The organism is Dongia sp. P2_B8 (assembly GCF_056404715.1).
Genome location: NZ_JBFUDM010000001.1, coordinates 1,013,372 through 1,037,957, shown reverse-complemented (window position 1 = coordinate 1,037,957; position 24,586 = coordinate 1,013,372). Strand labels below are relative to the sequence as shown.

The window sequence follows — 24,586 nt, the reverse complement described above, 5'->3', positions numbered from 1 at the left end:
GTCGGGAAGTGGTGTACAGGCTTGACGCAGCGTCAAGGTCAAGGGGAAAAGTTCTAACTGTGGCCGGTCTGCGTCAGATGGAGTCAGAGCGGCCTGAACGGGACCATGTCGACGCGGACATTGCGTTCGGTCACCAGCATCTGCCCGGCCGGGACTTCGTGCCAACAGCGCTGATCGTCGTCGAGCGGTTCCGAGACGATCAGCAACTGGTCATCCTCATAGCGCCAATAGAGCGAAGGCGGCGTTTCGTCGGTGGCAAAGCGAATGGCATAGATCGCAGCACCATCCGTGACGACGGAGGTGAAACGCAAGGCATCGGATACGTCGGCCTGTTTCATGATCTCAACCACGGCGCCCAGCGTGCGCTGGATGGCGTTGACCGGATCCTTGTCGAGCCCCATCGAGAGCATCAGATAGAAGATAAGTTCGCTGTCGGTCGTGCCCAAGCGATGGACGTAGAAGCTGTCGTCCACCAGAGCTTCGATGCGCCGGCGGATGCGGTCATAGCCGCCGATCTGTCCGTTATGCATGAACAGCCATTTGCCATGGCTGAACGGATGGCAATTGGCGCGGGAGGTTGCAGTCCCGGTCGAGGCGCGCACATGTGCCAGGAACAGACCGGAGCGGATCTGATGCGCGATCGAACGCAGATTGGCATCGTTCCAGGCCGGCAGGATGTCGCGATAGGTGCCTGGCACAGCGCGTTCCGCATACCAGCCAATGCCAAATCCGTCGCCATTGGTGGTGACATGGCTTTGCCGGGCCCGCATACTTTGATGGATGAGCGAGTTTTCGGTCTCGAAGATCACGCGGTCGAGATAGATGGGATCGCCGCAATAGGTCAGCCAACGGCACATGGATTACTGTTCTCCCTCATCCGGCACTTTCATAATGCGGGACCTCGATCAGGCGCCGTGTGCCGGCGTCGACATCGTAGATATGAAATGAATCCATGTTGCGCCCATAGAGGTGAAGACTGACGCAGGTCTCCCGCTCGGTCGGCACGCCGGTCATGTGGATGTGATCAGGATTGGGCACAAAGCTTGAGATCGCCGACGGACACAGCAGGGTGACACCGCCGCGCTTCAGGCCGATACCGCTGTTGCCGTGTATCTCGCCCGCAACGGACATATAGGCGCGTTCCTCCAGCATGCCGCGGACGACACCAACGACACCCCAGCTGCCATGATCATGCACCGGCGTCCACTGCCCGGGCAGCCAGACGAGGGCGAAGAGCGACAGGTCCCCCTTTGGACAGAGGTAGATGGCATTGCGCGCGTAATGGTCTGGGTCCGATCTGAAATGCTCGTCCGACAGAAATTCGTCAGCGTCCGCGATCAACGCATGCATCAGCGGCGCGATGGCCGTGACCCTATCATGCGCCTGCCCCATTGAAGCGACCACGGCATTACACTGCTCGACGAACCTGCTCAGAGACTCATGCATCACATACCCCAGTTCAATACTGACCGACGCGCCTTGGTCTGCTTGGCCGGCCGGGCAATCCAGCCTCGATCCTTCGGATCTCCGCCCTCACCCAGGCGCCGTACCCAGGCCCATTCCGTGCCTAGCTCGCCATCTTTGCCGGGCAATTTGAAGAACCCGGCCGATTCACGCAAGCTTATATGTAAAATAGTTAACGCGATATCAAAGGGATAACGCGCCCCATCCCCTGGGCGATGTCTGGCATGGGACATGCTTCAGAGAACGGCAGAAACCCAATCTTTCGAGGCCACCGCCATGCGCTTAGCCCATCTACCCCTCCTGCTGCTGCTTGGCACGGCGGCCTGCACCTCGACCAGCCTGCTGGCCAAACCCGATATCACGGCCCGGCTCGACCAGACCCCGGATGTGATGGCCAATTGCCTTGCCGGCAGCCTTGCCAACGAGTTCCGCGGCACGGAGCCCGACCTGCTGTTCTTCGGCCCGAAAGCCGAAATCAGTGTCTATGCGCCGCGCGGTGGCCTCATTGCCTTTGTCACCGTGGAGCCGCATCCCAACAACAAGTCGATCGTGAAATTCTATAACGGCGATCTCTATTGGCCGACCCATCAGGTCAGCGGTGTCTTCCCGGACATGGCGCGCGACAATTGGCACCGGGCCGACGCCGCGATCAAAGCCTGCGTCCCCGTCTCGGCCCAGGGCCCCGGCGGCGCCACGACACCAGCCTCCTGACCCCGCTTATCTTGCAGCTTGCGCCCCGATCGGTCAGGATCGCGCGTCAAGCACAGTCGGGGGAGAGTGCCGTGATCGGCAAAGAGATGCTGGCCGCCTTGGGCCTTTACGTGGCGATCCTGTCTTCCGGCCAATTGCTGTTCAAGAAGGCGGCACTCAGCACCGGCACCATCAGCGGTCTGGGCGACGTGCGGCTGCTCATCGCCAATTACTGGCTTTGGGCAGCGCTCATTCTCTATGGTATTGCTACCGTGTTGTGGGTTGCCATCCTGCAGCGCGTACCGCTGTCGACGGCGGTGCTGTTCAATGCGCTCTGCTTCGTGCTGGTGCCGCTGGCAGCAGCCGCCTTCTTCGGCGAAGGGCTCGGCTGGCGTCACGCCGGCGGCATCGCCCTCATCGTCACGGGACTGGTCGTTGTCGCGCGCTAAATCAGCGCGTGGCCTTCCTGCATGACCGAAACATCAAGCCGATCGTCAGCCCCTGAAACGCCATAAACCGGGATGGCCGGCAGGCTGTTATAGACGAAGGGTGTCGAGAAATAATAGGCGGCGGTGTCGTGCAACATGACGAAATCGCCCGGCTCCAGCAGCGGCAAGGCGCGGGCATGGGCCACGATATCGCCGGCGAAACAGCAGGGGCCGGCAACATCCTGAACGACCTTGGGCCCCTTCTTCGGGCGCGCCTGACTGTCCAGAGCACTCACGCGGATCTTCCACAATTCCGGCATGAACACAGTGCGGGTCGCGACCTGCGCCCCGGCATGGGTGATGGCGATGGGATGCCCGCCCTGTTCCTTGGTGTACTCCACGCGCGCCAGAATGAACCCGGCCTTGGCGAGAACGGACCGGCCGAATTCCGTGACGATCTTAAACTCACCGGCAAAGAGACCTGGAACGCCGGTACGCAAAGCGGCCACATAATCGCCAAAACTGGGGGTCGCGATGTCGCTTGCGAAATTGACCGGCACGCCGCCACCAATGTCCAATGTCGTGATCTGCTTGCGACCGAGTGTTGAATTGATCTCCTGCGCCAGCGCGAACGTCTTGGCGATCCCAGCCGCGATGAGGTCGAGCGGGCAACCTTGCGAGCCCACATGGGTATGAAGGCAGGTGAGCCAGGGACGGCTGGCATAGGCATCGATGATCTGCTGGCGGTTGTCGCCATCTTCGAGGCCAATGCCGAACTTGGAGCTCAATGTCGCCGTGCTCATAGCGGCGATGCTGCCCGTCCCCACCTGCGGATTGATGCGCAGGCCGATGATCGAGCGCGATGTGCCCTTGGCGAGCCAGGCATCGACCCGCGCCAGTTCCTGGAAATTGTCGATGTTGAGAGTGGCACCTGCCTTAAGCGCAGCGTTGATCTCCCAGTTGGTCTTGGCCGGGCTGTCGAAGACGATTTCCGGCCCGCTGAATCCTGCCTTGACGGCTGCCTCAAACTCGCCGGGGCTCGCTACCTCACAGCTCATGCCCCAGTTGCGGATGAGATTGAGGACGGCAGGCATGGTGTTTGCCTTGGCGGCAAAGGCATGCTGGAAGAAATTGGGGAATGACGAGCGCAGATCGTCGATCGTCGCGCGCAAAGCATCTGTATCGATGATGCCGATCAAAGGGGCCTCTTCGACCAGCAAACCATCCTTGAAGGCGCGCGCCGCAATGGCGGCCTTGCGCGGTGAAACAGTGTCATCCATCCCGGGAATTCCTTGAGGCGCGTGTCTAGAACAGCGTCATAGAGACCGGAAAGACGGCGGAAAGGCAACCCTGTTGACGTAATCGCAGCCTTGCAGGGAGGGCATGGCAGCGGGCTTACCCGTCAATCGTGGCCTGGATGTAGCGACCGAAATCCGAGGCACCCATCAGCTTCTTGCAGCGCTCGAAGCGGCCTACGGCATAGGCCCAGAAATCGTCGGCCGGATTCTGGTTTACGTGCTGGATAATGCCCCACAGGGTCCAAAGGAGGTCGCACATGGCCTTATAGAGCACCATGCGGCCGCGATCGCCCGCCGGGACACGGCCATCGAAATAGGCTTCCAACAAGGCAGCGTCTTGATCGGACCCAAAACTGGCTTCGACTGACAAATCGCCCAGATCCCACATCGGATCGTTGTTGCCGGCATATTCCCAATCGATCACATAGACCATCTCGCCATTGTCGAGGAAGTTCTCGGCCAAGGGGTCGCAATGGCAGGGTGCTGACGGCAGCGGCCGGGCGGCCAGCGCCCGGCGCACGCTCTCGGCCTCGTGTTTCACATCATGATAGCCGTCCGGCAAAGGCGCATCCTTGCGCGCCAGAATCTCCAGATAGTCGTCGATCATGTGGAAGAGCTCGAACCGGTTGAGAAACGGCTTGCCCGACACATGAACCTTGCGCAGGGACTGCGCCGCCCGTCGGACCGATCCCAGATCCTTGAAGCGTTCGCTATTCATCGTCTGCGCGCCGTCGATATAGCCGGCAAGCTGCACCCCATCTGACTCATCGAAGAAGATGAGCGGGGCGTTGACGCCGATATCGGAGGTCACCCTCGCAGCATGTGCTTCGTTCTTGCGCGATATGTACTCGCCCGTTCCCTCGCCGGGAATGCGCAGGACAAACTTGCCCTTGGGAGTCCCTAGCAGATAGTTGCGGTTGGTAAGGCCACCCAGCCGTTCGGCACTGACCTCATTGACATCGAGGTCGGCCAATAACGGAATGCGCCGAAGCGTCTCGCCAATGATCGTCTCGTCCACCATCCATGCCCCCTCAGGCCTTCAATCGCTCATTCTTCGGATCGTAAAGCGGGCCGTCATGGCGTGTCGCTGGCGACTGCTCGGTAAACGATTCCACGACGAAGCCCTGCGCTGTGCTGAGCGTCGTCGATAGATAGGCATAGGCAACCGACTTCCCAAGCGTGTAGCTGAAATTGCCGCTGGTGGTGACGCCGACAACCTTTCCATCATGGATCACTGCCTCGCCGCCATAGAGTGGCAGCGGCTTATCAAGCGTGAAGGTACAGAGCTTTTGCTTGACGCCCTCGGCCTTCTGCGTTGCCAGCACGTCGCGACCGATGAATTCGCCCTTCTTCAGGTTGACCCGGAAACCGAGCCCGGACTCATAGGGCGAATAGTCCGGCGTGATATCGCTCGACCAATAGAGATAACCCTTCTCCATGCGCAGACTGTCGATGGCGCGGTAGCCGACATCGCGGATACCGAACGCCTCACCTGCTGCGCGCAACACGTCATAGATGTGTGCCGCATATTCCGTGGGCACATGCAGTTCCCAGCCCAATTCGCCGACATAACCGATGCGGATGGCCAGTACCGGCGCCGCCCCCACGGTAATCTGCCGGCAGGTCGAGAACGGAAAGGCCGCGTTCGAAACATCCTCCTCGACCACCAGCGCCAGAACGTCGCGCGCCTTCGGCCCACAGATATTGATGACGGCACGGCCGGATGTGACGTCGACGATCTGTACAGATCCGTCCCGCGGCAGATGACTCTCGATCCATTGCCGGTCGTGAAGGCCGAATGCACTGCCCGTCACGAAATAGAAGCGGTCCTGTGCAATGCGCGAGAAAGTCAGGTCGCATTCAATCCCACCCTTCGCGTTGCACAGCTGGGTGTAGATCGTGCTGCCGACCGGCTTGTCCATGTCGGAAACGGCGAGCTTCTGCAATGCAATGGCAGCACCCGGCCCGATGACCTCGAACTTGGCAAAGGAAGTCTGGTCGATGAGCGCCACCCCTTCTCGCACCACCTTGTGTTCGGCGCCGACATGAGCAAACCAATTGGTCTTGGCCCGATCGAAGGCGGGCTCGTCAGCCGGCTTCACGCCAGCCGATGCGAACCAGTTCGGCCGCTCCCAACCACCGCGGGACCCGAACACGGCACCCCTGCCCTTCAACGTCTCATAAAGCGGCGAGCGGCGGATGCCGCGCATCGTTTCATGCTCGTCACCCGGCCGGTGCAGTTTGTAGTGATGACCATAGAGCTCGACAGCGCGCGGATACATGAAATGGCGCGTGTTGTGATGGAAGTTGAAGCGACGCACGTCGAGCGGCCACAGGTTGAGGCTGGGCGCACCCTCGACGATCCATTCGGCCATCATGCGGCCGGCGCCACCACCGGCGGCGATGCCATAGAGAAAACCCGCCGATACGAAGAAATTGTCGAGCTCCGGCGACTTGCCCATGACGAAATCGGAATCAGCCGAATACGGAATTGGCCCATTGATCAACTGCCGGACGCCCACCGTGTTGATGATCGGCGTGCGCTTGCCGCCCAGCTTCGCCAATAATTCGAAGCGCTCAAAATTGCCGGGCAGCAGTTCCTGGGCGAAATGTTTCGGGATGCCACCCGGTGCAAAGGGCAAGGTGTCCGGCTCATAGCCGCCGATAACCAGGCCACGAACTTCCGGCTTATAGTAGACCAGATGATCGGGATCGCGCATGGTCGGCATGCGCTTAGGAACATCCGGCAAGGGATCGGTGATCAGATACTGATGTTCGACGGCGAAGCTGGGCACCCGGATGCCGGCCATCTCGCCGATCTCGTGGCCCCACATGCCGGCGCAATTCACCACCAGATCGCAGGTCCACTCGCCCTGATCGGTCTTGACGCCGACGACACGACGGTTTTCCACCGTCATGCCGGTTACGCGTTCGCCGACGATGATACGGGCACCTTTATCCTTGGCGCCCTTGGCAAGTGCCTGACAGATACCGGCCGGGTCGATATAGCCATCGGAGGGGATGTAAACCGCAGATCGCACATCCTCAAGGCTCATGATCGGGAACAGATCCTGTGCCTCCTGCGGCGACAGTTCCTGCATCTCAAGACCGAAGCTCTTGGCCATGGTGAGCGAACGCTTGTTCTCCATCTCACGTTCGGAGGAACAGGCCAAACGCAGGCTGCCATACTTCTTCCAGTCGATCGCCATGCCGGTTTCGGCTTCGAGCTTGTCATAGAGTTCGACCGAATGGCGCAGCATGCGCGTGACATTGCGGGACGAACGCAACTGGCCAACGAGCCCCGCCGCATGCCAGGTGGCACCGTGGGTAATGCCACTCTTCTCGAGGATCACCACATCCTTCTTGCCCATGCGGGTGAGATGATAAGCAATCGAACAGCCGATGATACCGGCACCAATGATCAAGATTTCCGCGTGTTGCCGCCCGGTCATCGTGCTACTGCGCTCCGCATTGGAAGGATATTTGGGTTCAGGTCGGGTCGGTCACAAGAATTTCAACGTCATGCTGCTCCAGCTCGTCGCCAAGCTCCCCGCTGGGCTTCTGGTCGGTCACCAGCAGATCGACGTCGGCAAAGCTGACGGCCGCCACCAGGCAGCGGCGGTTGAACTTGCTGCAATCCGCACCAACGATGACGCGTTCCGCGTGTCCGATGACTGACCGCGAGACATCCGCTTCGCACAGATGGTTGTCCATGACACCTAATTTGGCATCCAAACCGGCAGCGCTGATGATCGCGGTCTTGACCATGAATTGCTGCAAGAAGGCGATTGCCGCCGGTCCAAAGGCGGCGCTGTCATCGGCGCGCAGTTCGCCGCCGGCGAGATAGACGCGGTTGCCTTCGCCGGTGCTGAGATGCTGGGCAATCGGCGCCGAATTGGTGACCACGGTCAGATCACGTCGGCCTTTTAGAGCCTGCGCCACGTAGATGTTTGTGGACCCGGTATCGAGGAACACCGATTCTCCATCGCTGATCTCGTCGGCAATGGCCAGGGCAATACTCTGCTTGCCGCCCATATTGTCGAGCATGCGGCGCTGCAGCGGCTGGTCCTCGCTGCGGTCACGCCAACGCACATTGCCGTGACTCTTTTCGACGAGGCCCTTTGCCGAAAGAAGGCGCAGGTCGCGCCGGATCGTCTCGCCGGATACATCGAGTGCTTCGGCCAATTGCGTTACGGCCAATAGCTGGTCCCGACGCAAGACCTCCATAATCCGCGCCTGACGGCTGTTGAGCCGCAGATCCGATAGGCCTTCCAGTTCTTTTGACATGATCTAATCCCGATTCCTAACCATGATGAACGACGCTGCTCAGGCCCAGGCGCTGGCGCAGCCGCGTGGCTCCAGCAGCAACCAGACGATCGAGCACGATACCGAGAAAAGCCACGCAAAGGCCAGCAACGATGCCCCGGCCTGGGTCGGCTTTCGTAAGAGCAATATAGACTTCCTGGCCAAGATCACGCGTCCCGACCAGCGCGGTGATCACCAGCATGCTGAGTGCCAGCAGGATAACCTGGTTGATGCCCAGCATGATTTCCGGCAAGGCTAGCGGTACCTGTACCCGCCACATGATCTGGCGCGGCGTTGAACCCATGGCTCTGGCCGCCTCGATCACCTGGGGCGAGACATTGCGCAAGCCATGGGCCGTGTAGCGAATGGCCGGTGTCACAGCAAAAAGGATGATGGCAATCATGGCGGTAACATCGCCGACCCGGAACAGCATCACCACCGGGATCAAATAGACGAAGGTCGGCAGCGTCTGCAGCGTATCGACAAGAACGGTAATGACACGATTGGCCCAGTCGCTGCGCGACGCCCAGGCCCCGATCGGAATGCCGATAAGGGCGGCGATGACAGCAGAGATGGCACAGAGATAGATCGACACCATGGCCTTTTCCCATTGCCCGGCTACCAGAATGAAGGCAATGAGCAAGCCGACCAGGAGTGCGAGCTTGCGACCACCCAGTTGAAACCCTGCCAGTACCAGACCCACCAGGATGGCAATCCAGGGCGCCACCAGCAGAGCCTGCTTGACCGGATTCATCAGCTGCAACAGCAGCCACGTACGGACAGCCTCGATCGCATCGAAGAAATTGACATTGAGCCATTTGACGAATTCGCTGAGCGTGTCGCCAAGAGTGATCACCATCGACTTCGGCATGTCAGCGAATGCTGGAACAAAGAGGCTGAGCAATGTGGTCAACACCATCCAGGCGAAGGCAGCCAAGAGATATGGATGACGCTTGTGAAAGGGCAGCCCTGTGGAAGATGGCAGCGTGTGCCCGTCGGCAGCTGCCTGACTAATCCGGTCGAGTGTCACCGCAATCGCAACGATTGCCATGCCGGCTACGGCGCCGCGGCCGATATCGCCCTGGCGCAGAGCCATCAGCACATCGTAGCCGAGCCCGCCTGCGCCAATCATCGACGCGATGATCACCATATTGAGCGTCATCATGATGACCTGATTGACGCCGACCATCAGCAAGGGCCGGGAGGTCGGTAGCATGATCCGCCACAGCTTCTGGCGTGGCGAGCAGCCGGCCATGTCACCGAAATCAAGCACATCCTCGGCAACCGATTGCAGTGCAAGAACTGTCGCCCGCACCATCGGCGGCGTCGCGAAGATGACGGTTGCAACCAGCGCCGGTACTGGCCCCGAGCCGAACAGTAGCAGGATCGGCACGAGATAGGCAAAGGACGGCATGGTCTGCATGAGGTCAAGGCTCGGCTGCACGATCCAGATCGCAAACCGCCGATGCCGGAAAGCCAGAATGCCGAACGCCAATCCCAGGGCAACGGCGATCGGCACGCAAATGACGACGGCCGCCAAAGTCAGCATGGCGCCGTCCCATTGCCCGAACAGCGCGATATAGAGGAAGCAGCCAAAGGCCGTCAGCGCCGTGCGGTGGCCACCAAAGGCATAGCCAGCCAGTGTCACGGCCCCGATGATGCCGACCCAGGACAGACGCGGGAACAAGACAGCATCATTGGGTGCCAATACGCCTCTGGCGAGGATGGCGATGGCAGCTCTCAGTGGTACGTCAAGAATGGCGGCCAGAGCACGCGTCAGAAACTGGATATGCGCCACCAGCCACTTCGCCCCGATGCCAATCCATTTGGCGAAGTTGAGTTCTAGCTGGTCGGGATATTTGACCAGCGGCGCCAGACTGTCGCGCAGCAACCACAGGAGGACCGCTGCGACAAGAAATCCCAGCCAGATGAGCAGCCAGGGCGACCGCTGCTCTTTAGTACCTGCCATATCAGCGCTGACGCTCACTGCCGCGACCCACGCTCAAGCAAAATGTCGAGCACGGCCTGGGGAGTTATCTCGCCCACCACGACACCTTCCGTATCTACGACAGCAAATGGTTTCCCGGAGCCGATCACGCGCGGTGCGATGGCCACGATCTTCTCACGTAGACCGACTTGACCAGCGACCGCCTCCCCGCTGGGCGGTATCATGATACGCCCGGCACTGACCACCTTGGCGCGGTCGACGTCGCCGGTGAATTCGGCGACATAGTCGGTCGCCGGATTGAGGACCAGATCTTCCGGCGTCCCCAATTGCACGACCGCTCCATCCTTCATGATGGCGATCCGATCGGCCAGGCGGATGGCTTCGTCGAAATCGTGCGTGACAAAGACAATCGTCTTTTTCAGGACGCTTTGCAGGCGCTGCAATTCGGTCTGCATCTCACGGCGGATAAGTGGATCGAGCGCCGAGAAGGGTTCGTCGAGGAACCACAGTTCGGGGTTGGCGGCAAGGGAACGGGCGATGCCGACCCGCTGCTGCTGACCACCCGATAGCTGGCGCGGGAAGCTCAGTTCCTTGCCCTGGAGACCAACCAGTTCGAGCACTTCGCGCGCCCGCGCCTGGCGCGCCGATTTGCCGATTTTCTGCAGCGACAAAGGAAAGGCGACATTGTCCAGCACGGTGAGGTGCGGCAGCAGCGCAAAATGCTGGAACACCATCCCCATCTTGTGGCGGCGGAGTTCGATAAGTTCCTGCGGATTGGCCTCCAGCAGATTGCGGCCTTCAAACAGCACGGCGCCGGCGCTGGGTTCGATCAGACGCGACAGGCAGCGCAACAAGGTCGATTTGCCCGAACCGGAGAGACCCATCAGCACAAAGATCTCGCCCTCCAGCACATCGAGCGAAACATCGCGCACCGCGGCCATCAAGCCGCGTGCCGTCAGCTCTACCGGGGAGAGGTTTTGCAATGTTGCGATCTCGTTGTCTGAGAAACGACGCGGACCACCGCCGCCGAACATTTTCCAGACATGGCGGCAAGACAGCTTCACGGTCGCAGCCTCAGCCGCATCACCGGATTGCGACTTGCTCAACACATCCATGGGCGCCCCACCCTGCACCATATTGATCCCGGAAAATAAACGGCCGGGCCGCCTTGAGAGCGACCCGGCCAGTTTAGGGAATCGAGCCTACTGGGCCCACTGCTTGATCTTGTCCTGATTGGCTGCGATCCAGGCGTCCGCGACCTCATCCAACGATTTCTTGTCGAGATCGACCTGGCCAATGAGCGTGTTCATCTCGTCATCGGTGAAGATCATGTTCTTGGCGATCTTGTGCGCGACCGGCCATTTCTCGGCAAAACCCTTCCAACTATATTTGTAGATCTCCCCATGCGGCTTGCCGCAATCATAGGCCTTGTCCGGATTGATGCCCCAGGCCGGGTCGCTGTAGCATTCCGGTGTCCATTCCGGGAACTGCACCCACTCACCCTTGAACTTTGCCGGTGCCCAATGCGGCGTGTAGATCCACAGGATGATCGGCGCCTTGCGCTGATAGGCGGATTCAAGCTCAGCGAACATGGCGGCGTCCGTGCCCGCATGCACCACTTCGAAGGGCAGATCGAGGGCTTCGACACGTTCGTCGTCAAACCCGCCCCAGGTCACCGGGCCACCAAGATAGCGGCCTTTAGGTGCCGTTTCGGGGGTTGAGAACGCCTCGGCGCAGCCTTTCAAGGCTTCCCAGTTCGGCAGGCCCGGGCATTTTTCCTTCATATATTCCGGGAACCACCACTCTTCCTTGGCCTTGGGGCCGATCGGACCAAGGTTCTCAGTCTGGCCGCTTGCATCGGCATCGGCCATCGCCTCGCGGCCCGTGGTGTCCCAATATTCCATGCCGATGGTGAGGTCGCCGGTCCGCAAGCCGGTCTGGATGCTGGCGAGGTAATCCGACGTCACCAGTTCGGTGCTGTAGCCATAGGATTTCAGGATCTTCGACAGGATCGTCGCGTTGAGATTGACACTCGTCCAGTCGAACAGCGCGATCTTGATGGGGTCGCTGCTTTCCGGCACCTCGGCTGAGGCCGGCATTGTTCCAAAACCTATTGTCCCACCGGCGCCCAAGGCCAAAGCCAATGCGGCACCCATCGCCTTGCGGCGGAAGGTCGTAATCATTGCACGTCTCCCGGTCTGCCTCTGGGCCCCGTTTGGTCGGAGCGCTATGTATTGGTGCAAAAATTTAGCCACAGGCCCGAACGGGTCGCAAGTCAATTGTTCGAAATTCGTGGAATCTGTGTTGATTTGACCAAAAGATCAACATCCGCACATGAAAAAGCCGACCCGCAGGATTTCCCACGGGCCGGCTTCGAAATCAGCGTCACCCAACCGGGCTGCACGCTCTATGTCATCAGGATCAGGCAGCCTGGCTGGTGCTGACGCCCTTATCTTTCAGCAACTGCTGCAGTTCGCCCGATTCATACATCTCACGGATGATGTCGCAGCCGCCGACAAACTCGCCCTTCACATAGAGCTGGGGAATGGTCGGCCAGCTGGCGAATTCCTTGATGCCCTGACGCAGGCTGGGGTCTTGCAGAATGTCGATGCCTTTAAACTTCACGCCGACATGGCTCAACACCTGCACGACGGCGGCGGAGAAGCCACATTGCGGGAACACCGGGGTGCCCTTCATGTAGAGCACGACGTCATTGCTGCCGATATCGTCGCGAATCCGGTCAAAAACGGGGTTGTCACTCATGGGCGTCAGATCCTTTCTGCCTTTGCTCGCGATATGGCGGCAATCAGTTGGAAAGTCAATTGTCGAGGCCGAGAACTGGGTCAGCCGGCACCAGGGTATTTTGCCGCCGCCGGACCCAAGGCGCCAGTGAGAATACCGCGAGACCCAGCCAAATAGCTCCAAAAGTGACGGCGTGAACCGGGGTAAAAGCCTCGCCATAGACCAAAACCGCAAGGCTGACCTGCACGGTAGGATTGAGATATTGCATGAGGCCCATCAGCGTCAGGGGTAAGCGGTTCGCCGCCCCCGCAAAGAAGAGCAGCGGCACGGTGGTAATGAGGCCGAGGCCTGCCATGAGCAGTTGGCCGTGCCAGTCGGCCCCCAAGAAATGACCCTGCCCGCTTTGCTCAAGCCAGATCGCGTGCGCCAGCGCCAAAGGAAAGAGCAGCAGAGTTTCGGCAAAGAGGCCGAGCATGGCCGGCACTTTGAGAACCTTGCGGCAGAGACCATAGATCGCAAAGGTGCCGGCAAGGGATAAGGCAATCCAAGGCAGCCGCCCGAAGGCAAAGGTGGTCAGGCCGACGCCGATGCAGACGATAGCGAGGCCGGCGAACTGGATACGGCTCATCCGCTCCTTGAACAGCCAGACGCCGAGCGCCACGCTCAGCAGCGGACAGATGAAATAGCCGAGACCGGCTTCCAGGGCCTGACCATCGGCCACCGCCCAGATGAAGATCAGCCAGTTGGCAGCGAGAAAGATCGACGACAGGAACAATCCCGCCAACTTCCGGCGGTTGCCAAAGAGCGCTGCGATCTCACCGTGCGGAACCAGGATCGCGGTGCCCAAAGCCGTCAACGCCAGCGACCAAAGGATACGGTGATCGAGCACTTCCGGCGACGACATGAAGGACGTCTGCCGGAAGTAGAGCGACATCATGCCCCAGCAAAGATAGGCACCAGCAGCATAGGCAAGGCCGAGGCGATCAGCCTGTTGTCGTGGCATGATGAGCGCAGCTCAAACCTTTCAGGCGGCGGGCGCCGAGGTCTGCAGCGCCAGGGCATGCAACTCGTCACCCATCTTGCCCTTCAAGGCAGCGTAGACGATCTGATGCTGCTGCACGCGCGACTTGCCGACGAAGGCCGACGAGACGACTTGCGCGGCGTAATGATCACCATCGCCGCGCAGATCTTCGATCGTGACATCGGCATCCGGCAGGGCTTCCTTGATCAACCGGGCGATTTCGCTTGCTTCCATGGCCATGGCAAATAACTCCCGTGATCTTACGCCGCGCCCATCAGGGTCGGCAAAAAGGCTTCGTGCGACTGGCGGAGATCGCTGATTGGCATCTTGCGCCCGTCGAGTACCACGGCATCACCACCCGTCTCGCCGACGAGCGAGACGGGCACCCCAGCTGTCTTCGCCTTGGCTTCGATGGCTGCGGCATTGGCCGCGGGTACAGCAATGACGTAGCGCGCCTGATCCTCGCCGAACCAATACCCATGACTGGGTATATCGGTTTGCGGCGTCGTCAGTTTGATACCGACATTGCCAGCCATCGCCATTTCAGTGAGCGCCACCAGCAGGCCGCCATCCGACACGTCATGGCAGGTGACAACCTCACCCGCCGCGATCAATCCTCGGACGAAATCGCCATGACGGCGCTCGGCGGCAAGATCGACCGGCGGCGGTGCGCCCTCCTCGCGGCCCTGGGTTTCACGCAGGAAGATCGACTGGCCGAGCCAACCCTTGCTCTCACCCAGCACCAGCACAGTTTCGCCAGCCTGCTTGAAGGCCACCGTCGCCATGCGGTCGACATTCTTCATCAGGCCGACACCACCGATGGTCGGCGTTGGTAGAATGCCCTTGCCGTTAGTCTCGTTGTAGAGCGAGACATTCCCGGAGATGACCGGATAATCAAGTGCGCGGCAGGCATCCGCCATGCCTTCGATCGAGAGCGCGAACTGGCCCATGATCTCCGGCCGCTGCGGGTTGCCGAAATTCATATTGTCGGTGATGGCGAGCGGCGTCGCCCCTACCGCCGTGATATTACGCCAGCTTTCTGCCACCGCCTGCGCGCCGCCCTGTTTCGGATCGGCAAAGACATAACGCGGCGTGCAATCGGAACTCATGGCAAGCGCCTTGCCCGGCACACCCGGGACGCGCACGACGGCTGAATCGCCGCCAGGACGCTGCGCCGTCTGACCCATGACCAGATGATCATACTGTTCCCACACCCAGCGACGGCTGGCGAGATCAGGCGAGCCGATCATCGTCTTCAGCGCACCGAGAAGATCGTTCGGGGCCGGCACGTCCTTGGCATCGATCACCGACTGCGCCGGCGTCGGAATCCAGGGACGCTCATAGATCGGCGCCTTATCGACCAGCGGTGCTACCGGCATGTCGGCGGCAACCTGCCCGTCCTTCTTCAGGACCAGGTGGCCGGTATCGGTGAGGACGCCGATCACGGCAAAATCCAATTCCCATTTCGTGAAAATGGCCCGCGCCTTCTCCATTGCCGCCGGCTTCAGCACCATGAGCATACGCTCCTGGCTTTCCGACAGCATGATTTCATAGGCGGTCATGCGCGTTTCGCGCACCGGCACCTTGTCGAGATCGAGCTCGATGCCAAGACCGCCCTTCGACGACATTTCCACTGACGATGAGGTGAGGCCGGCAGCCCCCATATCCTGGATGGCGACGATGGCATCGGTCGCCATCAACTCAAGGCAGGCTTCCAGCAGCAGCTTCTCGGTGAACGGATCACCGACCTGCACGGTCGGGCGCTTCTCTTCCGAATCCTCGGTGAATTCGGCAGATGCCATGGTGGCACCGTGAATGCCGTCGCGCCCGGTCTTGGCGCCGACATAGATCACTGGATTGCCGATGCCGGCAGCAGCCGAATAAAAGATCTTGTCAGTATCCGCGAGACCGACGGTCATCGCATTGACCAGGATGTTGCCGTTATAGCTGGCGTGGAAATTGACCTCGCCGCCCACGGTTGGCACGCCCATGCAATTGCCATAGCCACCGATGCCGGCAACGACGCCGCTGATCAGATGGCGCGTCTTGGGATCATTGGGTTCACCGAAGCGCAAAGCATTGAGATTGGCAATCGGCCTGGCGCCCATGGTGAAGACGTCGCGCATGATGCCACCGACGCCGGTTGCCGCCCCCTGATAGGGTTCGATGAAGCTCGGATGGTTATGACTCTCCATCTTGAAGATCGCTGCCTGTCCGTCACCGATATCGATGACGCCGGCATTCTCGCCAGGGCCTTGGATGACCCAGGGCGCCTTGGTGGGCAGCTTCTTCAGATGCACACGGGATGATTTATAGGAGCAATGCTCCGACCACATGACCGAGAAAATGCCAAGCTCGGTCATGCTGGGCTCGCGGCCCATGATCTCCAGCACCAATTTGTATTCGTCGGCACTCAGGCCATGCTCGGCAACGATCTCCGGGGTGATTTTGGTCTGCACACTCACGACACGGTCTCCACGAGGCTGTGGAACAAGGCCTTGCCGTCGGTCGAGCCGTGCAGCGGTTCGATGGCGTTCTCAGGATGTGGCATCAGGCCCAGCACATTGCGCTTCTTGTTGAGGATGCCGGCAATGTGCCGGGTCGATCCATTGGGATTGTAGTTGCTGTCGAGACGGCCTTCCGGACCGCAATAGCGGAAGGCGATCCGGTCTTCGGCCTCTAGCTCATCGAGCGTCCGGGCATCGGCGAAGTAGTTGCCGTCATGATGTGCCACCGGGATCGACAGGACCTGGCCCTTTTTGTAACCGGAGGTAAACCGCGAATTGCTGGTCTCGACGCGCAGGCCGACATTGCGGCAGACGAATTTGAGATTGGCATTGCGCAGCAGCACGCCCGGCAACAGGCCGGCCTCGGTGATGATCTGGAAACCGTTGCACACGCCGATGACGGCCACGCCCTGCTCGGCCCGCGCCTTCACTTCGCGCAAGACCGGCGAGTTGGCGGCGATGGCGCCGCAGCGCAGATAGTCGCCATAGGAAAAGCCGCCAGGGACCAGCACCAGATCGACCTTGGGCAGCGAGGTGTCACGATGCCAGACCATGATCGGCTCGCTGCCAATGGCCTGGGTCAGTGCCGCCTTGGCATCGTTTTCGCGATTGGAACCGGGGAATACGACGATTGCCGCCTTCATGGCTCAATCCACCAGATCGATGGCGTAGTTCTCGATAACGGTGTTGGCCAGCAGCTTGCCGCACATCTGATCAACCGCCGCCTTGGCCTTACCCTTGTCGCTCTCCTTGAGATCGACCTCGATATACTTGCCTTGACGCACGTCATCGACATTGTTGAAGCCAAGGGCATGCAGAGCGCTGGCGATCGCGCGACCCTGCGGATCGAGGACACCGGATTTGAGGGTGATGTGGATGCGAGCCTTCATAACGATCCCTTTGTCGCAAGAAATTCAAAACAGAACCAAAAACACCTGTCGCGAATGCCAAGTGCCGCGAATGATTGGGGCGCCAAACAGGCGCCCCAGAAATCCGGGCCAAAGCCCTATTGCATCGTACTTGGGCCTTTCATGTCGCGCGGCCCACCCTCCGGCAAGATGCCAAGGCGGCGCGCGACTTCCTGATAGGCTTCCTCGACATTGCCGAGATCGCGGCGGAAACGATCCTTGTCCAGCTTCTCGCCGGTCTTGACGTCCCACAGGCGGCAATTGTCGGGGCTGATCTCGTCAGCAAGGACGATGCGCATTTCTTCATTCTCATAGAGCCGGCCGAATTCGAGCTTGAAGTCGACCAGACGCAGGCCGACACCCAGCAGCAGGCCGGTGAGGAAATCGTTGATACGGAGCGACAGCGCCAGCATCTCGTCGAGATCCTGGGGCATCGCCCAATTGAACGCGGTGATGTGTTCTTCCGACACCCACGGATCGCCGAGCTCGTCGGACTTATAGTAGTATTCGATGATCGAGCGCGGCAACTGCGTTCCCTCGGCGATGCCAAGGCGCTTGGCAAGGGATCCGGCCGCCACATTGCGGACCACGACCTCAAGCGGGATGATCTCAACTTCACGCACCAATTGTTCGCGCATGTTGAGGCGGCGCACGAAATGGGTCGGAATGCCGATCTCGCCCAGCTTCACCATCAGATATTCGGAGATGCGATTGTTCAGCACACCCTTGCCGGTGATGGTGCCCTTTTTCTGATTGTTAAAGGCGGTCGCGTCATCCTTGAAATATTGCACCAGCGTGCCCGGCTCCGGACCTTCAAACAGGACCTTGGCCTTGCCTTCATAAATGCGGCGGCGGCGCGACATTCGCGGGTTCTCCAATGCTACTCGCCGCGGACGGATCGACTCATGTCCGCCGCGCGATCGAGATTCGGCCTTCTTCTAGCAGCATGGGCCCGGCAATACAATGACAGCCGCCCCCTGGGACAACGCTACGCAGAACTTAAATTATTATTGTATATCAATATATTATAAAGAATTCTGCGTGACGAAGCTGGCCAGCAGCAGAATGCTGCCGATGCCGATGACGAAAACCGGCCCGGTGAGGGCCAGCCAATGACCTGCCCGCCCTCCTTCCGGCAACCGCAAAGCCACCTGCTGGCGCAAAAGGATGCTGATTACCCCTAGTCCGGCCAAGGTCAAACCCATGCCGAGCGCGATGGCAGCTGCCATGGCGATACCGGCCAGGATCAGGCCGTTTGCCACGGTGAATAGCAGGATCAGGATCGCCCCCGAGCAAGGCACAAACCCAGCCGCCATGGCGAGGACCCGCTGTTCCAGTGGCGCGCGCCGGTTCAGCCAACTGGTATCGCCTGCATGGCAGACATGCCCGTGTCCATGATCACGCCCATGATGGTGCTCCTCGTGGTCGTGGTCGTGGTCGTGGCTGTGCCCACCGCGCAACCAGTCCCGCAGCATCATCAACCCGATTAGAATGATGGCGCTGTAGCTTGCAACCCGCAGCCACAGGAATTCGTTGGTCGGCGATACCAGGCTCTTCGAGAGAATGAGATGGGCGACGCCGACAATGACGATGGCGCCCATGACATGGCTGACGGCGATCCAACTCGCCATCGCAACCCCACGCCAGGGTCGCGCCGCACGGCCCAGAAAATAGCCGATGACCACGGTCTTGCCATGGCCGGGCCCCAGCGCATGGAACACGCCGTAGAAGAACGCGACCATCAGGCCGCCCCAAAGTGCGCTTCTATCCTCGCCGCGCTTGATCGCCATCAGGCGGTCGTTGATGGCGCGGTTCACGGTCCGCTGCAGGCTGACGAAGGTACGGCCGATCGTCGTCACGATACCGCCGGATGCTGGTGTCTCCACGGACGCGCTCGGTGAGGTGGGCTTGGCGAAGGGCGAACCCGTCTCCTGTGCCAGTGCTGCTGTCGTCAGCGCCATGAACAGGAACAGGATGGCGGCAATGATTTTCATTTGCATGCGATCGTTACAGTTTGCGGGATGACGAAGCCACCGAAATAGGCATGGTCGGGATCGTCAGCGACCTGCGGCGCGCAGCCGGCATGGCCCTCGCCTTCCAGTGCCACCGGATCCTTTTCGGCCAGCAGAACTTCGACGTAATATTCATGATCATAGATGGACACTGTCACCTTCTGCTGATGGGGATCGACAGGTTCCGGCAGATGGTAGGTGAAGACAAATCGGGCAGCGCCATCGAGGATATCGGCTTTGAAATCGGCCGGTTCCAATTTGCCGAGATCCTTGCCGCCCACATAGGCATAGGTGAAATAGTGGAACTCGGTGAGGTTCGGCAGCGTGCCATCTTTCACCTGCTGACTCTCGGCGGCCGAGAACTGCTTGTCGCCATCGGTGTCGAACTGACTGAGCAGATCCTCGGTGAAGATCTCGTCAAAGCGCCAATCCGTGCGGAACCCGGTGACCTTGCCATCCGCAAAGAGAAACGTCAGGCGATTGTCGATAAAGACATGGGGATGCGCCTGCGCCGCCTGAGCCCCAGCGCACAGCAAGACCAACCCCGCCAGCCATGAAAAGCCACGCATCAAAAATCAGAAACTGATGTCGGGAGAAACCTGAAACGCGCAGCGGCAGAAAGGACAGACCACGGTCTCGGTATAATTGGCGGGCTTTGCACCACGTTTGATTTCATCATCCAGCAGCAACCTTGCGTCTGCAACCAATTGCGTGTGCGAGGACAGATTGCTGCAGGCCATCGATAAGGCTTTGAGGTCGGAAGGTGCCATGGGTTCGGTCGACAAGGCGACTGCTCGCACCGCGCCCAATCCCAGCAAGGACGTGGCGGCGGCGGCCCCCAGCAGAATGCCTCGTCTCGACAGCATGACCCGCTCCTCAGTCAAATCGACGCTGGAAAGCTATGTTACTTTAAGGCCTTGAGCAATTCACTTTGGTTATGGCGATAGAGCGACAAGAGGTCGCTGGCGGGGCCGTCCGGCCCCGACAAAGCGTCAGCGTAAAGATCCCCACCGACCGCAATCCCGGTATCGGCCGCGAGGCTTTCAATGAAGCGCGGATCGTTCATGTTTTCGATGAAGACGGCGTTGATCTTGCCCGCCTTGATCTGCTCGACAATGTTTTTCAGATCCTGCGCCGATGGCTCCGATTCCGTGCTGACGCCCTGCACCCCGATGAACTCGATGCCATAGGCGTGACCGAAATACTGAAACGCGTCATGGGACGTCAATATGCGCTTCTTATCTGCCGGCAGCGCCCCAATCGAGGCCGTGAGGTCGGCATCCAATGCACGGAATTGAAGCTTCAGGGCATCGGCATTCTGCTGGAACGTCGCCGCCTTGGCCGGGTCGACCTTGATAAGGCCAGCTGCAATATTGTCGATATAGGTGAGGACCAGTTTTGGGTCCTGGAAGGCATGCGGGTCGACCGAGTCGTGGTCGTGATCGCTGCCAGCTGCATCGGCAGCGTGCTCCTCTTCTTCTCCGGTCCAGGCCAGCGGTTCGATCCCCTTGGTCGCTTCGACCAGTTCGCCCTTGAAACCGGCGGCTTCGGTCAACCGCTGCAGCCACGGCTCGAAGCCAAGGCCGTTGGCCACCAGAAGCTTCGCCCCCGCCACAGCGCGCTGCGCATCAGCCGCGGGCTCGAACACATGCGCATCTTCATCGGGTCCGACCAGTGTGGTCAGCGAAATGGCATCGCCGCCAATGCGCTGGGTGAGGTCACCGACGATGCTGAAAGTGGCGACAACGGGAATCTTGTCTTCGGCCCAGGCGCTCATATGCGTCACCAAGGCAAAGGATAGGGCCAGAAGTCCAAATGGCAGGCCGCGGGGCATGTTTTGTCTCTATTTGTTATGTTATACTATAACAATACATATCCAAAGCATTCCGGCCGGGCAAGCGCAAAAGCACAGCTCAACTTAAATCGACGTCAATCCATTCCTTGCTTTCGGGCCGGCCGCCCAGGAACCGCCACCTCGCCCCACGGTCGGCATGATTGACCGATGGCACGGCCATCAAGGACGAGGAAACCGTGCCAAAGCCGGTATTGGACACGATGTGCATGGCGTCGAACACGTCCCCACCCGGCTCATATTCGCGCGATTGCAGCAAGGCGGCCCAGGAATCCCACTTTCCCGTTTCCGGCTCAGGAATCTCGGCCTGCTGCCAGCGGGGGAGATAATGCCGGGTACGGCGGCTGTTCGAATCATTGAGATCCATGGCGGTCAGCATGGAAATGCCCGGCGGCAGCGAGCTTGCCTCGATCTGGCTGCCCGTGTTGCGAAGCCAATAGGCGTGGGTGTTATCGGCCACCACCATGTTGAACGGCCGATAGGCTGTGGCATCCAGTTCCCGCAGCATGGCGACCGCCGCCTCGGCATCGGCAAAGTCGAGGGCGTCCAGAACTAGCTCGCCGCGGGAGCGCTTGCCGGCCTGTGGTCCCAGGGTATTGCGCCGGTTGAGGATGCCGGCGATCACCCCGAAATCATTGATTCCCAGCCAGGAACCGCCGGCCAGCTGATCCCGGCCGGCCACCACCTCAGGCCGGTCCGGCCAGTGGCGGGCCGGGGGAGTCCAGGGCCGCTCATGCATTTCGTCGCGGTTACTGGCGATGAGAATCGGCCAATCATGGTCCGGCCGGGAAAGGATTATGACACTGCACATGGGCCCAGCCGGGGGTAAGCGGTGAAGATCATGAACTGGCAAAGACAGTTCCTATTAGACTTGACTGTGGCGGCACGGCCAACCATTTTTCAGGCGAGTTGCCACCGCCAAAGAACCATTCAAGGGATTGCAAGGGTATGACCACTTTCGACGAGCGCGAAACCGCCTTCGAGAACAAGTTCAAGCATGACAAGGAGTTGGAGTTCCGAGTGACCAGTCGCCGTAACAAGCTGCTGGGCCTTTGGGCAGCTCAGCTCCTGGGCATCGACGGTGCCGATGCCGAAGTCTATGCCAAGAGCGTGGTGGCGTCGGATTTCGAGCAACCGGGCGACCATGATGTGCTGAAAAAGGTGCTGGCCGATTTCCACGCCAAGAATGTCGACATCAGCGAACACCGCCTGCGCAAGCATATGGACGAATTGCTGGCGACCGCCAAGCAGCAGATCATGACCGAAGTAAAGTCCTGATGTCTCAGAAGTGACGGATTAGCACCGTTACTTGCTTCTCGACGTCGAAATGACAGCGGCGATAGAGTTCTATCGCCGCTGTATTCGTATCCACCACCGTCAACGTCATTGGTGCGCCACCGGTGCCATGCGTCACCAGGCGACGCCGCGCCTCGTCCATGACAAGGCGCCCGATGCCACGGCCCTTCTGTTCACCTGACCGCACCACGGCGTTGATGTAATTGTCAGGCTCCGTGTAGCGCAGCAGGCCGATCCCCTGCCCGTCTTCGATCAAGATGCGGGCACGGATGCCGGATTGCTGCAGATAGCGCCTGATCTCCTCCGGCTTCGGCACGAAGGCGCCCGGCACATCCGCAAAGCCCGAGCTCAACACGCGGATATACTCCTCGACCCAATCAGGGGAGGCGTCGTGCCAGACAGCACCTGTCGGCAGCGGCGCGTCAGGCCCCCAATCGGCATTGTGGCAGATCATGTCGCAATCGCTGTAGAAATGCCGGTAGCCGAGTTCCTCAGCCAACGCCTTGTGTGGCAACCAGATGGGTGTCAACGCCAGTTCGTTGGCCCGGATACCCAGTGCCGTCGCGCGCAGAGCCAGTTCATGCAGGACATCTGAAGCAAGTACCGGCGTCATTTTGCCATCGGCAAGGCCGACGACCTCGAACGGAGCAACACCGTTCTCACCGACGATGGAATCAAGGAGAACCGCAACCAGGCCACGCTCGCGCCAGTCGATAATAGCCTGCGAGCCTGAACTCAGTCGGCTCAAGAACCGCGGTGCATCGGTGTCAGGGACTGGATGCGCCGCGCAAAAGCCGATCAGCGTTTCAAGAGCGGCCGAAGACGCGCTGGAAGATGTCATCGACATGCTTGAAATGGTAGTCGAGGTCGAAGCAAACCTCAATCTGCTTGGGGGTCATGCGTTTCATGACTTCGGCATCGGCCTTCAGCTCCGTCAGGAAGTCCTTGCCCTCCAGCCACACCTTCATCGCATTGCGCTGCACGGCCTGATAGGAATCTTCACGGCTCATGCCGGCCTGTGTCAACGCCAGCAGGACGCGTTGCGAATGCACCAGACCACTATAGCGGTCGAGATTGGCCTGCATCGTCTCCGGATAGATGATCCACTTCTCGACCAGGCCGACGAGCCGGTTGAGGGCAAAATCGAGCGTGATGGTGGCGTCCGGCCCAAACACGCGCTCGACCGAGGAATGGCTGATGTCGCGTTCGTGCCACAGTGCCACATTTTCCAAGGCCGGGTTTACGGCAGCCCGCACGACACGGGCAAGACCGGTGAGGTTTTCCGAGAGCACCGGGTTCCGCTTATGCGGCATGGCGCTGGAGCCCTTCTGGCCCGGCGAGAAAAATTCTTCCGCCTCGCGCACTTCGGAACGCTGCAGATGCCGTACCTCGATCGAGAGATTCTCGACTGAGCTCGCAATGACACCCAGCACCGCAAAGAACATGGCGTGGCGATCACGCGGGATGACCTGGGTCGAGACGGGCTCGACCTTCAGCTCCATCTTGCGCGCGACATGGGCTTCGACGCGGGGATCGATATTGGCAAATGTTCCGACCGCACCCGAGATGGCACAGGTCGAAATATCGTCACGGGCCGCCACCAGGCGCTGCTTGGCGCGAGCAAAGGCTGCGTAATGCGAGGCAAGCTTCAGGCCGAAAGTCGTCGGTTCGGCATGGATGCCGTGGCTGCGGCCGATGGTCGGTGTCATCTTGTGCTCAAAGGCGCGCTTTTCCAACGCCTTCAGCAGCCGATCGAGATCTTCCAGCAGAAGGTCCGCCGCCTGGCGCAGCTGCACGGCCAGGCAAGTGTCCAAGACGTCGGACGAGGTCATGCCCTGATGGACGAAGCGCGCCGACGGGCCGACATATTCCGCAAGATTGGTCAGAAAGGCGATGACGTCGTGCTTGGTTTCCCGCTCGATCTCGTCGATCCGCGCCACCTCCCATTTGCCCTTGGCCCAGATTTCAGCCGCGGCTTCCTTCGGGATAACCCCCAATTCCGCGAGTGCATCGCAGGCGTGCGCCTCGATCTCGAACCAGATGCGGAAGCGATTCTCCGGGTCCCAGATTTTGGTCATTTCGGGACGGGAATAGCGGGGGATCATGAGAACCTCA

General features: G+C 60.1%; 26 protein-coding genes. 3 read left to right on the top strand and 23 right to left on the bottom strand.

Going from position 1 to position 24,586, the window contains the following annotated elements; translation table 11 throughout:
* Positions 1–83: 83 nt before the first annotated feature.
* Positions 84–857 (bottom strand): class II glutamine amidotransferase, encoded by a 774-nt coding sequence (locus AC1DWZ_RS04755; protein ID WP_477167711.1) that lies wholly within the window; start codon positions 855–857, stop codon positions 84–86.
* A gap of 16 nt (positions 858–873) precedes the next feature.
* On the bottom strand, positions 874–1,446 hold the full coding sequence (locus tag AC1DWZ_RS04750) for a cysteine dioxygenase family protein (RefSeq protein WP_477167710.1): 573 nt from the start codon (positions 1,444–1,446) through the stop codon (positions 874–876).
* Positions 1,447–1,740: 294 nt separating this feature from the next.
* On the opposite strand from AC1DWZ_RS04750, the gene AC1DWZ_RS04745 reads away from it, so the two are divergent.
* Positions 1,741–2,175 carry a hypothetical protein gene (locus tag AC1DWZ_RS04745; protein WP_477167709.1) on the top strand — a complete coding sequence of 145 codons (435 nt, stop codon included), beginning with the start codon at positions 1,741–1,743 and terminating at the stop codon, positions 2,173–2,175.
* Between the two features lie 71 nt (positions 2,176–2,246).
* The gene (locus tag AC1DWZ_RS04740) at positions 2,247–2,603 is read left to right on the top strand and encodes a DMT family transporter (RefSeq protein WP_477167708.1); all 357 of its coding nucleotides are present in this window, start codon (positions 2,247–2,249) and stop codon (positions 2,601–2,603) included.
* On the opposite strand, the gene AC1DWZ_RS04735 is transcribed toward AC1DWZ_RS04740, so the two are convergent.
* The 19 genes from AC1DWZ_RS04735 to AC1DWZ_RS04645 form a co-directional block, all read right to left on the bottom strand.
* Positions 2,600–3,862 carry a type III PLP-dependent enzyme domain-containing protein gene (locus AC1DWZ_RS04735; RefSeq protein ID WP_477167707.1) on the bottom strand — a complete coding sequence of 421 codons (1,263 nt, stop codon included), beginning with the start codon at positions 3,860–3,862 and terminating at the stop codon, positions 2,600–2,602. The two genes, AC1DWZ_RS04740 and AC1DWZ_RS04735, sit on opposite strands and share 4 nt — an antisense overlap.
* A 115-nt stretch (positions 3,863–3,977) precedes the next feature.
* Complete coding sequence (locus AC1DWZ_RS04730; protein ID WP_477167706.1) at positions 3,978–4,901, bottom strand: phosphotransferase; 924 nt, start codon at positions 4,899–4,901, stop codon at positions 3,978–3,980.
* Positions 4,902–4,911: 10 nt separating this feature from the next.
* Positions 4,912–7,332, bottom strand: coding sequence for a GcvT family protein (locus AC1DWZ_RS04725; RefSeq protein ID WP_477167705.1), 2,421 nt, complete (start codon positions 7,330–7,332; stop codon positions 4,912–4,914).
* Between the two features lie 37 nt (positions 7,333–7,369).
* Complete coding sequence (locus AC1DWZ_RS04720) at positions 7,370–8,167, bottom strand: DeoR/GlpR family DNA-binding transcription regulator (RefSeq protein WP_477167704.1); 798 nt, start codon at positions 8,165–8,167, stop codon at positions 7,370–7,372.
* Positions 8,168–8,183: 16 nt separating this feature from the next.
* On the bottom strand, positions 8,184–10,154 hold the full coding sequence (locus AC1DWZ_RS04715) for an ABC transporter permease (RefSeq protein ID WP_477167703.1): 1,971 nt from the start codon (positions 10,152–10,154) through the stop codon (positions 8,184–8,186).
* A 14-nt stretch (positions 10,155–10,168) separates the two neighbouring features.
* Entirely contained in the window at positions 10,169–11,248 is a 1,080-nt protein-coding gene (locus AC1DWZ_RS04710) for a quaternary amine ABC transporter ATP-binding protein (RefSeq protein WP_477167702.1), read from the bottom strand.
* An 87-nt stretch (positions 11,249–11,335) separates the two neighbouring features.
* Positions 11,336–12,316, bottom strand: a complete 981-nt coding sequence (locus AC1DWZ_RS04705; protein ID WP_477167701.1) for an ABC transporter substrate-binding protein — start codon at positions 12,314–12,316, stop codon at positions 11,336–11,338.
* A 238-nt stretch (positions 12,317–12,554) separates the two neighbouring features.
* Positions 12,555–12,896: a Grx4 family monothiol glutaredoxin gene (gene grxD / locus AC1DWZ_RS04700; RefSeq protein WP_303983823.1), complete on the bottom strand. Its 342-nt coding sequence runs from the start codon at positions 12,894–12,896 to the stop codon at positions 12,555–12,557.
* Between the two features lie 55 nt (positions 12,897–12,951).
* Positions 12,952–13,878, bottom strand: coding sequence for an EamA family transporter RarD (gene rarD, locus AC1DWZ_RS04695; protein WP_477167700.1), 927 nt, complete (start codon positions 13,876–13,878; stop codon positions 12,952–12,954).
* 21 nt (positions 13,879–13,899) lie between these two features.
* Positions 13,900–14,136, bottom strand: a complete 237-nt coding sequence (locus AC1DWZ_RS04690) for a BolA family protein (protein ID WP_298684412.1) — start codon at positions 14,134–14,136, stop codon at positions 13,900–13,902.
* Between the two features lie 20 nt (positions 14,137–14,156).
* A complete protein-coding gene (purL, locus tag AC1DWZ_RS04685; RefSeq protein ID WP_477167699.1) occupies positions 14,157–16,361 on the bottom strand; it encodes a phosphoribosylformylglycinamidine synthase subunit PurL in 2,205 nt (734 codons plus the stop codon).
* A complete protein-coding gene (gene purQ / locus AC1DWZ_RS04680) occupies positions 16,358–17,047 on the bottom strand; it encodes a phosphoribosylformylglycinamidine synthase subunit PurQ (RefSeq protein ID WP_477167698.1) in 690 nt (229 codons plus the stop codon). The genes purL and purQ overlap by 4 nt, the downstream gene beginning before the upstream one ends.
* Positions 17,048–17,050: 3 nt before the next feature.
* Positions 17,051–17,293 (bottom strand): phosphoribosylformylglycinamidine synthase subunit PurS, encoded by a 243-nt coding sequence (gene purS / locus AC1DWZ_RS04675; protein ID WP_477167697.1) that lies wholly within the window; start codon positions 17,291–17,293, stop codon positions 17,051–17,053.
* Between the two features lie 116 nt (positions 17,294–17,409).
* Positions 17,410–18,174 (bottom strand): phosphoribosylaminoimidazolesuccinocarboxamide synthase, encoded by a 765-nt coding sequence (gene purC / locus AC1DWZ_RS04670; RefSeq protein WP_477167696.1) that lies wholly within the window; start codon positions 18,172–18,174, stop codon positions 17,410–17,412.
* Between the two features lie 162 nt (positions 18,175–18,336).
* A complete protein-coding gene (locus AC1DWZ_RS04665; RefSeq protein ID WP_477167695.1) occupies positions 18,337–19,305 on the bottom strand; it encodes a nickel/cobalt transporter in 969 nt (322 codons plus the stop codon).
* Positions 19,302–19,892 carry a DUF1007 family protein gene (locus AC1DWZ_RS04660; RefSeq protein WP_477167694.1) on the bottom strand — a complete coding sequence of 197 codons (591 nt, stop codon included), beginning with the start codon at positions 19,890–19,892 and terminating at the stop codon, positions 19,302–19,304. The genes AC1DWZ_RS04665 and AC1DWZ_RS04660 overlap by 4 nt, the downstream gene beginning before the upstream one ends.
* 6 nt (positions 19,893–19,898) lie before the next feature.
* Positions 19,899–20,189 carry a hypothetical protein gene (locus AC1DWZ_RS04655; RefSeq protein ID WP_477167693.1) on the bottom strand — a complete coding sequence of 97 codons (291 nt, stop codon included), beginning with the start codon at positions 20,187–20,189 and terminating at the stop codon, positions 19,899–19,901.
* 38 nt (positions 20,190–20,227) lie between these two features.
* Positions 20,228–21,157 (bottom strand): metal ABC transporter solute-binding protein, Zn/Mn family, encoded by a 930-nt coding sequence (locus AC1DWZ_RS04650; RefSeq protein ID WP_477167692.1) that lies wholly within the window; start codon positions 21,155–21,157, stop codon positions 20,228–20,230.
* Between the two features lie 79 nt (positions 21,158–21,236).
* On the bottom strand, positions 21,237–21,986 hold the full coding sequence (locus tag AC1DWZ_RS04645; RefSeq protein WP_477167691.1) for an NRDE family protein: 750 nt from the start codon (positions 21,984–21,986) through the stop codon (positions 21,237–21,239).
* A 137-nt stretch (positions 21,987–22,123) separates the two neighbouring features.
* On the opposite strand from AC1DWZ_RS04645, the gene AC1DWZ_RS04640 reads away from it, so the two are divergent.
* Positions 22,124–22,453 (top strand): DUF1476 domain-containing protein, encoded by a 330-nt coding sequence (locus AC1DWZ_RS04640; protein ID WP_477167690.1) that lies wholly within the window; start codon positions 22,124–22,126, stop codon positions 22,451–22,453.
* A gap of 4 nt (positions 22,454–22,457) precedes the next feature.
* On the opposite strand, the gene AC1DWZ_RS04635 is transcribed toward AC1DWZ_RS04640, so the two are convergent.
* Both AC1DWZ_RS04635 and purB read right to left on the bottom strand, forming a co-directional pair.
* Positions 22,458–23,312, bottom strand: a complete 855-nt coding sequence (locus tag AC1DWZ_RS04635) for a GNAT family N-acetyltransferase (protein WP_477167689.1) — start codon at positions 23,310–23,312, stop codon at positions 22,458–22,460.
* Entirely contained in the window at positions 23,278–24,576 is a 1,299-nt protein-coding gene (gene purB, locus AC1DWZ_RS04630; protein ID WP_477167688.1) for an adenylosuccinate lyase, read from the bottom strand. The genes AC1DWZ_RS04635 and purB overlap by 35 nt, the downstream gene beginning before the upstream one ends.
* Positions 24,577–24,586 lie beyond the last annotated feature (10 nt).

Excerpts from the sequence above, each read along its gene's own strand:
- AC1DWZ_RS04755 (WP_477167711.1), bottom strand. The coding sequence starts at position 857 with ATGTGCCGTTGGCTGACCTATTGCGGCGATCCCATCTATCTCGACCGC.
- AC1DWZ_RS04750 (WP_477167710.1), bottom strand. The coding sequence starts at position 1,446 with ATGCATGAGTCTCTGAGCAGGTTCGTCGAGCAGTGTAATGCCGTGGTC.
- AC1DWZ_RS04745 (WP_477167709.1), top strand. The coding sequence starts at position 1,741 with ATGCGCTTAGCCCATCTACCCCTCCTGCTGCTGCTTGGCACGGCGGCC.
- AC1DWZ_RS04735 (WP_477167707.1), bottom strand. The coding sequence starts at position 3,862 with ATGGATGACACTGTTTCACCGCGCAAGGCCGCCATTGCGGCGCGCGCC.
- AC1DWZ_RS04730 (WP_477167706.1), bottom strand. The coding sequence starts at position 4,901 with ATGGTGGACGAGACGATCATTGGCGAGACGCTTCGGCGCATTCCGTTA.
- AC1DWZ_RS04725 (WP_477167705.1), bottom strand. The coding sequence starts at position 7,332 with ATGACCGGGCGGCAACACGCGGAAATCTTGATCATTGGTGCCGGTATC.
- AC1DWZ_RS04720 (WP_477167704.1), bottom strand. The coding sequence starts at position 8,167 with ATGTCAAAAGAACTGGAAGGCCTATCGGATCTGCGGCTCAACAGCCGT.
- AC1DWZ_RS04715 (WP_477167703.1), bottom strand. The coding sequence starts at position 10,154 with ATGGCAGGTACTAAAGAGCAGCGGTCGCCCTGGCTGCTCATCTGGCTG.
- AC1DWZ_RS04710 (WP_477167702.1), bottom strand. The coding sequence starts at position 11,248 with ATGGATGTGTTGAGCAAGTCGCAATCCGGTGATGCGGCTGAGGCTGCG.
- AC1DWZ_RS04705 (WP_477167701.1), bottom strand. The coding sequence starts at position 12,316 with ATGATTACGACCTTCCGCCGCAAGGCGATGGGTGCCGCATTGGCTTTG.
- grxD (WP_303983823.1), bottom strand. The coding sequence starts at position 12,896 with ATGAGTGACAACCCCGTTTTTGACCGGATTCGCGACGATATCGGCAGC.
- rarD (WP_477167700.1), bottom strand. The coding sequence starts at position 13,878 with ATGCCACGACAACAGGCTGATCGCCTCGGCCTTGCCTATGCTGCTGGT.
- AC1DWZ_RS04690 (WP_298684412.1), bottom strand. The coding sequence starts at position 14,136 with ATGGCCATGGAAGCAAGCGAAATCGCCCGGTTGATCAAGGAAGCCCTG.
- purQ (WP_477167698.1), bottom strand. The coding sequence starts at position 17,047 with ATGAAGGCGGCAATCGTCGTATTCCCCGGTTCCAATCGCGAAAACGAT.
- purS (WP_477167697.1), bottom strand. The coding sequence starts at position 17,293 with ATGAAGGCTCGCATCCACATCACCCTCAAATCCGGTGTCCTCGATCCG.
- purC (WP_477167696.1), bottom strand. The coding sequence starts at position 18,174 with ATGTCGCGCCGCCGCCGCATTTATGAAGGCAAGGCCAAGGTCCTGTTT.
- AC1DWZ_RS04665 (WP_477167695.1), bottom strand. The coding sequence starts at position 19,305 with ATGAAAATCATTGCCGCCATCCTGTTCCTGTTCATGGCGCTGACGACA.
- AC1DWZ_RS04660 (WP_477167694.1), bottom strand. The coding sequence starts at position 19,892 with ATGCGTGGCTTTTCATGGCTGGCGGGGTTGGTCTTGCTGTGCGCTGGG.
- AC1DWZ_RS04655 (WP_477167693.1), bottom strand. The coding sequence starts at position 20,189 with ATGCTGTCGAGACGAGGCATTCTGCTGGGGGCCGCCGCCGCCACGTCC.
- AC1DWZ_RS04650 (WP_477167692.1), bottom strand. The coding sequence starts at position 21,157 with ATGCCCCGCGGCCTGCCATTTGGACTTCTGGCCCTATCCTTTGCCTTG.
- AC1DWZ_RS04645 (WP_477167691.1), bottom strand. The coding sequence starts at position 21,986 with ATGTGCAGTGTCATAATCCTTTCCCGGCCGGACCATGATTGGCCGATT.
- AC1DWZ_RS04640 (WP_477167690.1), top strand. The coding sequence starts at position 22,124 with ATGACCACTTTCGACGAGCGCGAAACCGCCTTCGAGAACAAGTTCAAG.
- AC1DWZ_RS04635 (WP_477167689.1), bottom strand. The coding sequence starts at position 23,312 with ATGACATCTTCCAGCGCGTCTTCGGCCGCTCTTGAAACGCTGATCGGC.
- purB (WP_477167688.1), bottom strand. The coding sequence starts at position 24,576 with ATGATCCCCCGCTATTCCCGTCCCGAAATGACCAAAATCTGGGACCCG.